The organism is Sphingobium sp. B1D7B (genome assembly GCF_025961965.1).
Lineage (GTDB): Bacteria > Pseudomonadota > Alphaproteobacteria > Sphingomonadales > Sphingomonadaceae > Sphingobium.
This window is the reverse complement of record NZ_JAOQOR010000001.1, coordinates 1,110,081-1,123,102: the sequence shown is the minus strand read 5'-3', so window position 1 is coordinate 1,123,102 and position 13,022 is coordinate 1,110,081. Positions and strand designations below refer to the sequence as shown.

Below are 13,022 nucleotides of genomic sequence, written 5' to 3'. Positions count from 1 at the left end.
GCTGAAAACCTATTCAGCCTTCTAGGGTCAGGCCCATTGATGTGGTCGACGTGATGTGATCCAGGCTTCCTGAGAAGACTAGATTTGAGCGACCTATATTGCCTGACGGATGAGCAAGTGGCACGTCTTGAGCCCTATTTTCCAAAGAGCCATGGCAAGCCCCGCGTTGGTGATTGACGGGTATTGAGCGGCATCATCTTCGTCAATCGGAATGGGTTGCGCTGGCGGAGCGCTCCGAAAGCCTGTGGGCCGCATTCTGTGAGACCGAGTACTTGGGGAGCCCGCCCTGTTTAAAAAATTTGCATTCTCAGCTTTGAGCCTTCCTGTTTTTCTGATGCCCCCCGCAGCCGAAGCGGGGACGGCTTCGGACGCCAGCAAGACCGGTTCATGTTTTGGTGCAGATAGATACGACACGCAAGTGTTTGACGAAAATTTGAAGAGTAAATCCATATTTACAGGATCGATTTCAGTTGAGGCCCCGATTATGAATGAAACAAACCGAAATATTACGACATTATGCTTTTTGAGCATGGTTCTCATAATGCTAGTTTCTATTTCATCGCAAGCAACGGCGAGCGAGGTTCAGGTTGTAGGTAAGGTTGTGCGCACGCAAGGTCATACTATTCCTTCGTGTCGCATGACTCAGATCCGCCGTAGCAGCGATGGCGCGCTCATATGGCTGCGCATCCCCGATACGGGGAGCGACAATTCGATCCTCGCTGTCGCCCTTGCGGCGCTGACAGCAGATTTAGCCGTGACCGCTGCTTACGACGCCACAATCGGGACAGGTTGTGGAACAGAGCCCCGGATCAATTGGATCGAAATAATGACCAATAACTGAAGACCGTTCGGGCGGTTTAGGATGGTCACTCGCTCGCCATCCACTCGCAGCTTCAGCAAAAGTGCCGTGGGCAATTCCGCGCCGGAGCCGCGAGGATGTCACACGCGGTACCGCCGGATTGAGGAATGCTGAAAAACGATGGCGTCACATAGACGCGCCTTGCCTTAGCGGCGGCCGAGTTCGCGCGCGGGCGTAGCGTATTCATAAATCTTTGTTGATGACATACATCTCACCGGAGGCAGGCAATTTCTCACCAATACAGGGCTTTTCTGCTATCGCGCGAGCGGTGATCCGCGATTTACTTAGCTGCAAGGCCACGGCGCTCCGGCAGCCGCACTCGTCCGGTCATGTAGGTTTCTGAAGAATAAGTGCTAGCCCGCATGATCTGCCATGCGGGCCACGTCGAGACATCTCTTCGCTTCCCGCCGTTGACGGCCGGGGCAATCTAGTAGCGGCGCGGACAGTAGTGACGATCGCTAAAAATGCTCAGAACTGCACCCTTATGTCAGTGATGGCACACCAGCCCGAGCTGTCTTTCGTATAACTCACTTCGACAGTCTTGCTCTGCGACGCCGCAGTTAGAAGCGTGGCGACCTTGGCCTCATAATTACTGTCGCTGACATTGAGAAAGCCAAATCCCCCATTACATCCCGGGAACTGATTAACTTCATTCGTGTAAATATTGATTCTAAACGCCTGATTTTCGGCGTAAGATAAATTAGCGGCCGATATCCTGCCTGTCGCCAGGAGCCACTGAGCAGACGCAGCAGTCGTCCAGCCGCCCGCCAAAAAGATAGCGCACAGCGCTACTAGGCCTTGACGCTTGTGCTTGTTGCTTAAAAAGCAGCGTTTCGTAAACGTCATTCTCTTCTTCCGCTGTACTCTCCGCCCAGTTTTCTAAACTTCTTGGAAAACAAAGTGCACGACTTTCCATAAATTGATTATGAAGACTTTCTATAGTCTAATGCCAATGTTTGAGCAAGAATGACAAGCAAGCAATTTAACCATCACACACAATTTTTTCCAGATTTAAGAATAATTTATTTAAGCTAGTCATCGATGAAAAAGTTATCGACTGTGCAATATGTCGTGTAACTTGAGTAGAAAATCCCGACGCGTTTTCCGCTATGCTTGGCAGTCAGAACAAGGGACCAAAATCGATCGCGATCTTCGCCTGTTGCAGTGGATGGCATAAATATACCGCCACTCGGACAGTCCGTAGCCGAAGTCCAATATACGCCGACCTGATTACCAAGATAATTTTGTAGCCGCCAGCCTGACGGACTTTCGTGCACTACTCCGGCGGTGCTCGGCTGCCCCAAACCAAGTAAGACGAAAAATGTTGCTAAGTACATAGTCTTCATACTGCCCCCCGGTAAAAGTAGCCTTGAAGACTATTTTGTCTCCAGGCTATTGGATCATGTCAAAATATTCCTGCTTAGCAAAGCGCCTTCTGGCTAAACGTTTAGAGCAGCAAATTCTGTTGTAATTCCGGCCTGTGATACGGTAGATAGCACCACCATCTTAGGAATAGGGCGACCCAAGCATCGCGTATCTCGAGCTGTCTACACGCGTCATTATACTGAAGCCCGCTCAGTGTTCTACGGCAATGAAGGCGACGCGCTCATGGTTAGTGCCGCAGCATTCTCCGGTACCCTTTATGAAAATCATTGCCCTCGCGCTTGTACGGGTAGAAGCAGCGCAAGAGCCTCCAATAGACGGCTTGGCTTTGCGTAATCAACCAAAGGCCGTTAACAAGAGCCCAGCCGGAAAGCGCGCCTTACATGCTTCCCGCATAGCTAAAACCAGACACTTCCGTCGTGAGCCACAGTTATGTTGATTATCTTGCTGCCTGAGGAAGAGGAAGCAGGGAGGGCTGGGGCGAGAGCAAATCCCCTGGAGCGTCGCTGACTTACGCCGGTCATTACAACGCCCAGCGTCAATTAATCGTCAAGCGGCCTTGGCAATTTCAAATCACTGCAGAGACCAAGAATAGCATCGCTCGTCCCACTAGCGTTCTGCTGCGGCAGCTATGAGTTTGCCCACGCCGTCTGAATCGCAGGAATCAACCCATACCGTAACGGTTTTCCCAGATGAAAAAGCTGTCAGAAGTAGGGAAGAGATTACCGCGTAATTCGAAGCAGTCATCAAAACGCGAACGGCATCTGTGCGCGGGCAACCCATAGGGCTGGTAACCGGCTGATCCGTGACGATATCCATGCCGACCTCACGTGGATACAACTCGATAATCTTGAATGGCGAGGTTAGCCCTGGATCAGAATGAGCAGGAAATGTCAAAAATATGGCAGTAATTGCGGAAACATAAATCGGAAATCTCATCATATTTTTAGCCATATTATGATCTTCAATTAAATGATATTCTATGACGTTTTCTATGTGTTATTTATCATGAAATGCACGGAACAAGTTATAGATTCACCATGGTTCGGTAACATTTCTGGTGGCCGCGACACTTGATCCTTCTCTTTAACCTGATCATCCATTGTTTCCGGACCCGTATCGGCGCTGACCTGCGTATCTGGAACGCCCAAACGTGGGAGGTAGACCTCCCTATACCGCAGGCGCACCGTCTCACATTCATTGTTGGATATAAAAGCTTTGAATGTAACAATTACCTGAATCTGGCTCGTAAAAAACCGAAATCGCTTTCCCGCTAACCTTTGCTGTCAGAACGAGTGAAAAAAAGCGATTTTTATCGTCGGAGGTGGCGTGTGATGAGAAGCTTAACAAACCATTGATGCAATTCGAACCGGTAAACCACGCTACCAGACCTGGCCCTCCAGTATAGTTCTGAAGGCGCCAACCCGTAGGAACCGCCGTGATCTCGACTTCAGCTAAAGCCGGGGTGGCTGCGATCGTACCAATGCAAACAAAAGCTGCGGCAGTAAAAACTCTCATCTTTTTGAACATTGTTTCCCCCTATATATTTCCGTTTAGGAAGGCGAGTACTGGCTTCTCAAATTACATGTTTGAGTCCAAGCCATATATTCGACCGAGCTGAAGTGGAATGACGTTTAACGCAAATCAGTCTTCGATGACAATGTATGCGACCCGCTCATGATCAGTGCCGCCGCACTCTCCGGTGCCCTGTATGGAGACTTGCGCCCCTCGGGCTTGCACGGAAAGCAGCGTTGCTAGTAGGCCCTGATAGCCGGCCTGGCTTTGGGTGATCAACCACAGGCCATTGGGATGCGCACAGGCTGGAAGCGTGCCCTGCAGGCTCCCGGTGTAGCTGAACCAGACATTGCCATCGTGAGCGATCGTGAGGTTGGTTATCCGACCGCCTGAGGCTGAGGAAGCAACCGCGTTGCCGGGCATAGCGGCGAGGGCAGCACCAAACAGGCCGAGCGCGATGCTTTTATAGTGGCGTCGAATAATACTCATGATTTCGCTCCTGTTGCCCTACAAACGACTACTCGATGACGAGTTTCAGTATCGCCCCAGACGGCACAAAGGCGGCGTGGAGGTGCCAAAACGCCTTCAGCCATTCATATTAAGGGACGAAGATATATCTCACTGTCTCGGTGTCTCCCCAGTCGGTACAACCGCCAGTCCCTATTACCTCTACCTGTTTGCCGGAGGCGTATGCGGTCAACAAGAGAGAGAGCATTGCTTGCCCTTCCGGTGCTGCCGCATCGAAAACCCAGCGGCCCGCAATCGTATGACAGCTTGGCGTGGCTGATCGAACGCCATTCGTGTGGAAAAAAGCTTTTCCCGCTTCTACAGATATTCCGCTGATGGTGCCATTTTGTGCTGTAGAAGCCCTGCTTGGGCTAGCAAGGAAGCAACCGATCACACAGTAAGCCAATATGGTTTTTTTCCTCATTTTTCGCCCCGTTTTCGTGGTCCAAATTGCGGATCTACCCTGGCTGATGGGCAGGAATTTCCGCGGTAGCGCAGGCCAGACCTCTAGTGCGAATAAACCGCGATGATCTTAGGAAAACCATCCATGCAGCCATCGATCACCAGGGAAACTTGCTTTCCGCCCATGTAAGCGCTGAGCAGAATTGAGTTGAACAACTGCGATCCGCCCATGGTTGGATCAGTCATGTAAGTTCCGGCATAGGTGCAGCCATCCGGGTTCACGATCGGAATGGAGAGCTGGACGCTAAGAAAGGCTCCAACCCAGCCTCCGCCGATTTGGGTAATCGTGCCAAAGCTGGTTGTAACCGGAGCAGCGTTTGCAACCTGCGGCGTCAGAATGGTCGCCAAGAAACCGATCACAAGCTTTCTGAACATTTTCGTCCCCCTGTTAAGTTTCACACAGTCACAATTACACGTACCTCAATTCTAAAATCGCGGCACCGAAGCGCCTGCATAAGGATCGTAAGCAGGAAGCTGTGATGGGACCACGATGGGCGCTGGCGGAGGTTCGCTTTGAACGACCTCAGGCTCTGCTGCCAGGTCGCTTCCGGTGGCGATGGCCTGGAGAGACTGGATCCCAGCGGCAATAGTCGATGCTCCGAACAGGATGAAGCAACCCAGGATCACGGTCGCGCCTCGCCGATAATCGACCCGCCCTGCGAGCATCATGAACCCCAGCGCGGCCACTGCGATAATGGCGACGGTCGTGGCCAATGTCCCGAGCAAGGTCCCTTCAACCCAGTTCACGGCCGCGAGAAGAACACTGTCGTCCGCAGGGTCGGACAAGGAGAAGAGGATGTCCTGGTTCATGGGTGAGGTGCCCTGGCGCTTTTATGTCCGGCCCAGAACAAGACCTCGGAGACCTGCCGCTTGCCGCCCACCCGCGTTAGCTGGACGAAAATGTCGACCGTCGTATGAACATAATGACGCACATCCTCGCGCGTCAGTTGGGTGCCCCCCTGGAGCACCAGCAGGGTCAGTTGCTCAACCGCTCGCTCGGCACTGTCGGCATGGATGGTCGTCATCGAGCCGGGATGCCCGGTGTTGACCGCTCTTAAGAACGCGAACGCTTCCTCGCCCCGGAGCTCTCCCAGAATGATGCGGTCAGGCCGCATCCGCAGGGATGCCGCGACCAGATCATTGGCCGTGACCTGTGCTTCGCTCAGACCACTGCGGCTTGCCAGCAATCCCACGGTGTTGGCGTGATGGACCCGCAGTTCTGGCGTGTCCTCAATGAGGATCAGACGTTCCTCTTCAGGAATCTCACGCAGGAGTGCGTTGAGGAACGTGGTCTTGCCGGTCGATGTGCCGCCCGAGATCAGGATGTTCTTGCGCGCGCGCACGGCCTGCGCCAGCATGCCGGCGACATTTCCTTCCGCAAGGAGCGCACGCAGCTGCTCATCGGTGCCGGACGATCGCGGCGTCGTTCCCGCATGGGTCTCGGCAAACGCACCGCTCGCGACATAGTCGCTGAGCGACAAATCCGATGAGACGTGCTTGCGGATCGCAAAGGCCATGCTCCCACGCGTTGCGGGCGGCGCGACGATCTGAACACGTGAGCCATCGGGCAACCGGGCCGACAGCAACGGATGCTCTCGACTGATGCCTTGGTGCGAGATCGCCGCAATCTGGCGCCCGAGGCGTCCCAACATGGTTTCGTCAAGAACGGGGATGAGATGCAGTTCGATCTCGCCTTTGAGGGATTCTGCCCACACCTCGCCCGGGCGATTGATGTAAATGTCGGTGACGTCGTCGCGGGCAAGCAGCGGGGCGAGCGGCTCAAGATAGCTTTGCAGATAGAGAGGCTGCGCCCCGCTCATTTCCGTTCAACATCGGTGAAGTCCAGATCGCGCGCGACGAAGACGCTGATGCTGGTGCCACGACGGACCGTGAGGGTCGGCGTGATCTCCCGGGGCTGGATGGTTTGCGCTGCCACACCATTGATTGCGCCGGGCAGCGCAATGACCGTGGTGCCGCCCACCTCCCGGGTCGCGAGATTGACACCAATATCGAGCGCGGACTGCAGGATCGCGCCGGAAAAGCGCTCCCAGAAGTGCGTATTCACTTTGGCGCGCACCCCGGTGCCACCCAAGGTGTCGCTGGCAGGCGATTCCAGCGCGATCGTGACGCCATCGGGTCGGATCAGGCGGGTCCAGTTGATAAGCGCACGTTTCTGGCCTGTCTGCGTGTCGGCCTCGACCTCACCGATGAGGCGACTGCCGCGCGGGATCAGGATGCGGGACCCATCGAAGCTGCGAATGTCGCGAGACACCAGAGCGCGCGCAAAACCAGGCCTTGTCGTATCGAGTGCGGATTCCAGCACGGCCGCGATAAGCGTCCCCTGGACCACAGTTGTAGGCCGATTGGCGAATACCCCGGCCCTTGCCCGGTCCGTGTTCAACGACCCCGTGCGCGAGGCGTTCGGCGCGCTGCCACCCGCTGATCCTGGTCCGGCTCCTTGCCCAGGCGAAGAGCCCGGGCCAGACATGGACGGCATGTCGCCTCCGCCCGCCGCGTCGCGCGGCAGGGCCATGCCCGTATCGATCACCAGGGCTGGACCTGTGCTGACGCGCGGGGGCGTCAGAGGTGAGGCAGGTTGTGACGGCTCGGGAGGATAGCCATTGGGCTGCATGGATGGTGGCGTTTGCGTGGGCTGCGCCAGCACCGGAGCGGGTGTCGAACTGGACGGCGGTGGCGCCGGCGACAACATCACAGGGGGCATGAGCGGCGCAGGCAGGATTTCGGGTGGCACGTACAGCGCGGGCGGCGCACTGAATGCGACGACGCTCGCCCGATCGACATCGACCTGGGGCGCGGTCAGCGCGCGCCGTCGGGCATCGAGCACCGCAAACAGGATCGCTGCTGCAGCAACTGCGAAAGCCACGAGAAGCCAAGGCGGCAATCCCCGTCGCGGAAGGGCCACGGACGGGCGAACATCTGCTTCCCCCGACGCCTCGGGAGCCGTGTTTGCTGGACTGTTCTGTTCGCCAGCCATCAGCGCTTGGCCTTGGGCAAGCGCCGGATTGCCGAAGCACTCCGGCGATCGATCCGAAACACCAGGCGCGGTGCGATGGCATCGACGACGAAAAAGCCATCCCGCATCATGCCATTGACCAATGACTCCTGGCCGCGTTCGTCGACCATGTAGATCGCCGGCATCGCCACATTGGGTGGCCATTCGATATAGGTGTGCACGCCATCGTCGCTCAACTCGATCGGCCGCAACGTCTTGTCACCGCGCAACGTGTAATAGGCGTCCACGATCTCTTCGTCAGGAACCGCCTGCTGCACATCCTCGGGCGGGCGTGGGTAGATGAAGCGGACTCGATACGCCATGTCGGGTGACACGCGATCCAGCGGGTATAGATCGAACAGATAGATACGCGCGTCCGTCACCACCGTCATGTTGGTGGTCGTGCCGGCCTGAACGGTCTTGATGAACAGCTGATCGCCACGACGATTGGGGGTGACTTGCCAAGCGCCACTATCGCCGACCGCGACGCTTTCGATCCGCTCGTCCGGAGCAAATTCCACGCTGAGCTGATAGCCGGGTGCGGTCTGGAGCTGCACCACCTGCTCGGCGCGATAGTTCACGATCTGGAAGCGTGGATCGCCGCCCGCAGAATAAGGCCGCACCTGCGCGTGGGCGACGCCTGCGCAGAAAACCAAGGTCGCAACGATCGTCCAGGCGGGCTTCATTGTCCACCATCCCCCATTGCCGGAGCCGTCGGCTGCGGCGCCATGGCATTGCTGGGGGCATAGGGAGCGGGCGCCACGCTCGGAGGTGCAGGCAAAGCCTCGGGATCCTTGCGATAGTGCACGACCTGGAAGCCAAGCGGATTGAGATAGCGGTCCTCGACACTCATCGGCGCGCCAGAATAGCGGAACCGGATGACCGCCACCCATGGCGTGGCACTGCGTGTCTGGCCGCCCCGATCCACGCGTCGTACATCGAAGCGAACGAGGGCCGTATTCTGGCCCATCGGCGAGACGCTCTTGACCTGCGTCTCGATCTGCGTGGACCGGGGATAACGGTTGAGCGGGCTATCCGGGTTCGTCGCCTGAATACCAGAGACATAGGAGGTTCGCGCATTATCCGCTGACCAGAGCGCGACCTTGCGGTAGCGATCCTGAAGCGCGCTCATGTCGAAGCTTTCGCGCGCGATGACATACTGCACCAGGAACGACTGGGTGAGCGCCGTATCGCCGGTGACGGTGCGCGCTTCCAGCGGCTTGAGAGCCTCGACATAGCCGGTCTGACGATCGACCAGCAACGTATAGGGTTCAACGCTCTTCAGCGGCGTCAGCAACATCAAAGCAAAGCCTTCGACGACCGCGATCGTTCCGGCCACGGACGCGACGATCCACGCCATCCGCCTCGATGACTGCAGCGCATCCTGTCGATCCTGGCTCCAACTGGCCGCTTCACGATAATAGGTCTCGCGCTCGACCTTGGGTTTGGCTTCTTCTGTCATGTTTTATCCCTGCGACCCGCGCTCGACGAAACTCGCGAGGTGGTTCTGCGTCGGTAACTCTGGCCAAGCGGGGCGCTTGCCGGCACATGCGCTTCTCGCGAGAGCAGCTGGGGTGTTGAACGCAACACCGCCTGATGCGCGCCTCCGCCGACCATTGCAGCTTCACGCCGCTGGCCGGCAGCAATCGCGTCGGCGACGGCTGCCGCCCGTGATCGGCCTTCGCTCGCGAGCGGGCTGTGGTCGATCTGCCCCAGCGTAACATCCCGACCCGACCGGCCTGAGGGCTCAACCCATTGCGTCATGGCCTGACCGAGCGACCCCAGGCTGAATCCGACGCTCACCCGCGCGATCATCCAAAGGACTGCCACGAAGAGGATGCAGAAGATGCTCATGGCGACTAGCAACTCGACCGGAGCGTTGGGAATAGCGCGGCCGGCAGCTCGCAAAGCCATGAGATTGGATAACCAGGGCTCGAGCAACGCCAACTGAACCCCCAGCATCATGATTGCCGCGAACCCGGCCAGGATCGCACCGATCAGGCCTCTCAGCCAGCCCTCGAACAGACGCCGGGTCGCATCGAACAGCAAGAACGCGACGAACAGTGGCGCGATTGCAAGGAGAAGTCCCGCCACAAGGCGCGGAACCGCCAACGTACTGATCAGACCGACGAGATAGAGGATCCGCGCGCCGCCGAACGCAAAAGCATCAAAGCCCGCGAACGGCGCTGGATCGCGATCCGCCATGTTCACCGGGCCAACACCCGCGCCTGCAAGCGCCACCAGGGCCTGATCGGCTGCCTCAAGGCGGCTCACCATCGCTCCGGTCGTGCCGGGGATCTGAGCCGCCCCGCCAACCAGTGTGCTGATCTCGGACGGTGCACGAAGCGCAACGTCGTAGACCAGGGTGCGATAGGCAGGCCAGCTGGTCGTGAGGACCAGGACGATCCCGATCTTGACCATCGCAAGCACACCCTCCCGCACGGTCGGAACATGGCCCAGCAGCATCCGGTAGCCAAACAGCGCAATGAACAGCGTCAACAGCGCGGTCATGATCAATGTCAGGGTCGAACCCGGCGCAGCCAAAGCCTGATAGCCCTGTGCGCCGATGGACTGAGCCTGACAGTCTACGAAGGCGATCATGCCGCCAACAAAATCACCGCCTGAGCTGAGCGACGGACAGGCCATCACGCCAGCTCCAGCAAGCGCGGCATCCAATCCTCAGGATTATCGCCATGCTGGGCGCGAATGTCGTCCAGCAGGCGAACGGTCCGCTCACGCCCGGACAGGATCGTCAGGATGTCATGTTCACCCGACAGATTGAGGCGCGCGACGACACTGTCGCCGCCATGTTTGATCAGGAAGCAATGCGAGGAATCCGGCAAGGTCCGCACGAGGTCATATTCATGGCGCGTCAGTCCAAATCCCTCGACATAATCTTCCTCGCGGGCCTTGGGATTGATCATGAAGATTTGCGTCGCAGCCTGCTCGATGATCGCGCTGGCGATGCGACTTTCCAGAGCATCCTGCGCACTTTGCGTCGCGAAGCCGACGATCCCGTTGCGCTTGCGGATCGTCTTCTCCCAATCCTTGATCCGCCGCACGAACACGTCGTCATCGAGCGCCTTCCAGCCCTCATCGACCACGATGATCGCTGGCGTTCCGTCAAGCCGCTCTTCGACCCGGTGGAACAGGTACATCATCGCCGGTGACCGCGCGGCGGGATCATCGAGGATCGCCGTCATGTCGAACCCGACGACCTCTGCAGACAAGTCCGTCAGATCTTGAGCATTGTCGAACAGCCAGGCCCGTTCGCCATCGCCCCACCAGGGCCGGAGCCGCGCCCAGAGATCACCACCATGAGGGCGGTGCCCGCCGCGAAACAGCGCGACCAGATGCTGCAGGCGGCGATGCTCGATCGGTTGCGCGAAATTGGCATCGATCGCATCCTTGATCTGCGCGATCTCATCGATGTCGGCGCCGCCCGCCAGCAGGGCGATCCAGTCGATAAGGAACTGGCGATTGGCGGCATTGTCCTCCATCTGGAGTGGATTGAGGCCGGACGGTTCGCCTGGGCGCAACAGATCATAGCGCCCGCCAATCGCGCGGATGAACAGCTCGGCGCCGCGATCCTTGTCGAAGAAGATCGTCCGTGGCCGAAACTTGCGGGCCTGCGCCAGCAGGAAGTTGAGCACCACCGTCTTGCCCGATCCCGTCGGCCCGATGATCGTGAAGTTCCCCAGATCTCGCATGTGGAAATTGAAGAAATATGGACCCGCCGCAGTCGTCTCGAGCAGCGAGACTGCCTGTCCCCAATGATTACCCTGCGCCTGTCCCAACGGAAAATTGTGGCTGCTGGCAAGGCCGGCGAAGTTGCTCGTCGAAACAAGGCCGCGCCGAGCGATATATTTGAAGTTGCCCGGAAACTGCGCCCAAAATGCGGGCTCCAGAGCGATGTCCTCGCGCACGGCCACGACGCCCAGGTCCGCAAGGGCCGCCTGCACCTCGGCAATGCCCTCGTCCACCGCCGCCGGGCTTTCGCCGCGGATCGCGATGGTCATGTGATGCTCGCCAAAGCCGGCCCTGCCCGCAGCGACCTCATCCTTGGCGCGCGCGAGATCTCCGCGCAGGCTGACAGCCTCATCCTCGGCCGACCGCATCCGGCGCAGGGCAAGGTTCATCCGGCCAAGCGCCGCCTGGCGCTCCACAAAGCCGAAGCTCTGCGAGATCGTCAGTTCAAAGGGCAGGCGCAAAAGCTCGTCGAACATGCCTGCTGCGGTTTGCGCCGGATAATCCTTGATCGAAACCAACCCCTGATAGCTCGGCTTCAGGTCGCCCGACGCGCCCAGCTCCACAGTCTCCTGCCCGAAGCTCACGCGGCGGAACGGCAGATAATGTCCGATATCCTCGGTCGGCAGCAGCACCGGGCGCATCTCGCCATTGAGAAGGCTCGACAGGAACTCAAGCGGCTCGGAACATGGCCCGTTTGGCGTATCATAGACGCTGAGCAATCGCGGCGCATAGCTGCCCATGGCCGCCAGCAGCGCATCGCGCGCGGTGTCGAGTTGGCGACGCTCATAGGCCGCGGCTGCATCGCGATCGAAGCTTTCCCGGCCAAGCCAGGACCGAACGCGATCCAGCACCCCGATCCGGCCCTGCAGAGGCCGCCGGATGAGGGTCAGAAACAGGTCATTGACGTAGAGGCTCTTGGTGGCGAGCCGCTCACGCCATGCGGCATCCAGCTGCCGCGAGAAGGCATCCGGAAACTCCGCCAGGAGTTGCGCATCGACCTTGCGCCGGACGACATGGTGATAGACCGCAAAGCGTGATGTGCCGATCGCCTGCAGCATCGCATCGCGCAGACGCTTGCGATAGTTGATCTCTTCGGTGTCGGCCGTCTCGAACAATAGCCCACGCAAATGGATGGTCTGCATGAGCAGGCCATCGCGCGTCTCAATGGTATGATCGTCGATATGGGCCGCATAAGGCAGATGCGCACCGACCGGCTTCTCGCGCTCGATGACTTTGCGGTCCCTGGTCAGGGGCGGTAGGAGTTGCATTGCCAGATCGCATAATTTCTGACGCGCGGGCATCTGCCGACACGGGTGAGCCAGAGGTCGAAGAAGCGCGGTTCACGCAGGCAGAGCAGCACCCCGGCCAGGTGCACGACGATTGCGATGGCGACGGCCCAGAGCGAGCGGAAAATCAGGAACAGTTCGGTTGCCAGCACAGCATTGGCCACGAAGTAGCTGTAGGTCACGCCAGCGAACATCTGCGGACGCGTCAACGCCACGAATAACGTGTCGCGCTCAATGCCCTCCATCG

At 58.4% G+C, this 13,022-nt stretch carries 14 protein-coding genes and 1 pseudogene; 2 read left to right on the top strand and 13 right to left on the bottom strand.

Annotated features, from left to right (window positions below; genetic code table 11):
- Positions 1–84 precede the first annotated feature (84 nt).
- Both M2336_RS05265 and M2336_RS05260 read left to right on the top strand, forming a co-directional pair.
- Positions 85–276, top strand: a pseudogene (locus tag M2336_RS05265) (transposase); the annotation flags it as partial.
- A gap of 37 nt (positions 277–313) precedes the next feature.
- Entirely contained in the window at positions 314–841 is a 528-nt protein-coding gene (locus tag M2336_RS05260) for a hypothetical protein (protein WP_264592615.1), read from the top strand.
- A gap of 486 nt (positions 842–1,327) precedes the next feature.
- On the opposite strand, the gene M2336_RS05255 is transcribed toward M2336_RS05260, so the two are convergent.
- The 13 genes from M2336_RS05255 to M2336_RS05195 all read right to left on the bottom strand — a co-directional run bounded on the left by M2336_RS05255 (position 1,328) and on the right by M2336_RS05195 (position 13,020).
- On the bottom strand, positions 1,328–1,705 hold the full coding sequence (locus M2336_RS05255) for a hypothetical protein (protein ID WP_264592614.1): 378 nt from the start codon (positions 1,703–1,705) through the stop codon (positions 1,328–1,330).
- Positions 1,706–2,851: 1,146 nt separating this feature from the next.
- Positions 2,852–3,196 carry a hypothetical protein gene (locus tag M2336_RS05250; protein ID WP_264592613.1) on the bottom strand — a complete coding sequence of 115 codons (345 nt, stop codon included), beginning with the start codon at positions 3,194–3,196 and terminating at the stop codon, positions 2,852–2,854.
- A gap of 243 nt (positions 3,197–3,439) precedes the next feature.
- A complete protein-coding gene (locus M2336_RS05245) occupies positions 3,440–3,772 on the bottom strand; it encodes a hypothetical protein (protein WP_264592612.1) in 333 nt (110 codons plus the stop codon).
- Between the two features lie 114 nt (positions 3,773–3,886).
- Positions 3,887–4,246 (bottom strand): hypothetical protein, encoded by a 360-nt coding sequence (locus tag M2336_RS05240; protein ID WP_264592611.1) that lies wholly within the window; start codon positions 4,244–4,246, stop codon positions 3,887–3,889.
- Between the two features lie 525 nt (positions 4,247–4,771).
- Positions 4,772–5,101: a hypothetical protein gene (locus tag M2336_RS05235; protein WP_264592610.1), complete on the bottom strand. Its 330-nt coding sequence runs from the start codon at positions 5,099–5,101 to the stop codon at positions 4,772–4,774.
- Between the two features lie 51 nt (positions 5,102–5,152).
- Positions 5,153–5,536, bottom strand: coding sequence for a TrbC/VirB2 family protein (locus M2336_RS18000; RefSeq protein ID WP_319801639.1), 384 nt, complete (start codon positions 5,534–5,536; stop codon positions 5,153–5,155).
- Positions 5,533–6,546, bottom strand: a complete 1,014-nt coding sequence (gene virB11, locus M2336_RS05225; RefSeq protein WP_264592609.1) for a P-type DNA transfer ATPase VirB11 — start codon at positions 6,544–6,546, stop codon at positions 5,533–5,535. Before virB11 ends, M2336_RS18000 begins: the two co-directional genes overlap by 4 nt.
- Positions 6,543–7,610 (bottom strand): TrbI/VirB10 family protein, encoded by a 1,068-nt coding sequence (locus M2336_RS05220; protein WP_264592608.1) that lies wholly within the window; start codon positions 7,608–7,610, stop codon positions 6,543–6,545. The genes virB11 and M2336_RS05220 overlap by 4 nt, the downstream gene beginning before the upstream one ends.
- Positions 7,611–7,720: 110 nt before the next feature.
- On the bottom strand, positions 7,721–8,425 hold the full coding sequence (locus M2336_RS05215; RefSeq protein WP_264592607.1) for a TrbG/VirB9 family P-type conjugative transfer protein: 705 nt from the start codon (positions 8,423–8,425) through the stop codon (positions 7,721–7,723).
- Positions 8,422–9,201 (bottom strand): virB8 family protein, encoded by a 780-nt coding sequence (locus tag M2336_RS05210; RefSeq protein WP_264592606.1) that lies wholly within the window; start codon positions 9,199–9,201, stop codon positions 8,422–8,424. The genes M2336_RS05215 and M2336_RS05210 overlap by 4 nt, the downstream gene beginning before the upstream one ends.
- Positions 9,198–10,385, bottom strand: a complete 1,188-nt coding sequence (locus tag M2336_RS05205) for a type IV secretion system protein (protein WP_264592605.1) — start codon at positions 10,383–10,385, stop codon at positions 9,198–9,200. The genes M2336_RS05210 and M2336_RS05205 overlap by 4 nt, the downstream gene beginning before the upstream one ends.
- Positions 10,385–12,757, bottom strand: a complete 2,373-nt coding sequence (locus tag M2336_RS05200) for a VirB4 family type IV secretion/conjugal transfer ATPase (RefSeq protein WP_264592604.1) — start codon at positions 12,755–12,757, stop codon at positions 10,385–10,387. Before M2336_RS05200 ends, M2336_RS05205 begins: the two co-directional genes overlap by 1 nt.
- Positions 12,736–13,020: a type IV secretion system protein VirB3 gene (locus M2336_RS05195; RefSeq protein ID WP_264592603.1), complete on the bottom strand. Its 285-nt coding sequence runs from the start codon at positions 13,018–13,020 to the stop codon at positions 12,736–12,738. The genes M2336_RS05200 and M2336_RS05195 overlap by 22 nt, the downstream gene beginning before the upstream one ends.
- Positions 13,021–13,022: the final 2 nt, after the last annotated feature.

Bases quoted from the DNA above. Each gene is read 5' to 3' on its own strand.
- M2336_RS05255 (WP_264592614.1), bottom strand. From the start codon at position 1,705: ATGACGTTTACGAAACGCTGCTTTTTAAGCAACAAGCACAAGCGTCAA.
- M2336_RS05250 (WP_264592613.1), bottom strand. From the start codon at position 3,196: ATGGCTAAAAATATGATGAGATTTCCGATTTATGTTTCCGCAATTACT.
- M2336_RS05245 (WP_264592612.1), bottom strand. From the start codon at position 3,772: ATGTTCAAAAAGATGAGAGTTTTTACTGCCGCAGCTTTTGTTTGCATT.
- M2336_RS05240 (WP_264592611.1), bottom strand. From the start codon at position 4,246: ATGAGTATTATTCGACGCCACTATAAAAGCATCGCGCTCGGCCTGTTT.
- M2336_RS05235 (WP_264592610.1), bottom strand. From the start codon at position 5,101: ATGTTCAGAAAGCTTGTGATCGGTTTCTTGGCGACCATTCTGACGCCG.
- M2336_RS18000 (WP_319801639.1), bottom strand. From the start codon at position 5,536: ATGAACCAGGACATCCTCTTCTCCTTGTCCGACCCTGCGGACGACAGT.
- virB11 (WP_264592609.1), bottom strand. From the start codon at position 6,546: ATGAGCGGGGCGCAGCCTCTCTATCTGCAAAGCTATCTTGAGCCGCTC.
- M2336_RS05215 (WP_264592607.1), bottom strand. From the start codon at position 8,425: ATGAAGCCCGCCTGGACGATCGTTGCGACCTTGGTTTTCTGCGCAGGC.
- M2336_RS05210 (WP_264592606.1), bottom strand. From the start codon at position 9,201: ATGACAGAAGAAGCCAAACCCAAGGTCGAGCGCGAGACCTATTATCGT.
- M2336_RS05205 (WP_264592605.1), bottom strand. From the start codon at position 10,385: ATGGCCTGTCCGTCGCTCAGCTCAGGCGGTGATTTTGTTGGCGGCATG.
- M2336_RS05200 (WP_264592604.1), bottom strand. From the start codon at position 12,757: ATGCAACTCCTACCGCCCCTGACCAGGGACCGCAAAGTCATCGAGCGC.
- M2336_RS05195 (WP_264592603.1), bottom strand. From the start codon at position 13,020: ATGGAGGGCATTGAGCGCGACACGTTATTCGTGGCGTTGACGCGTCCG.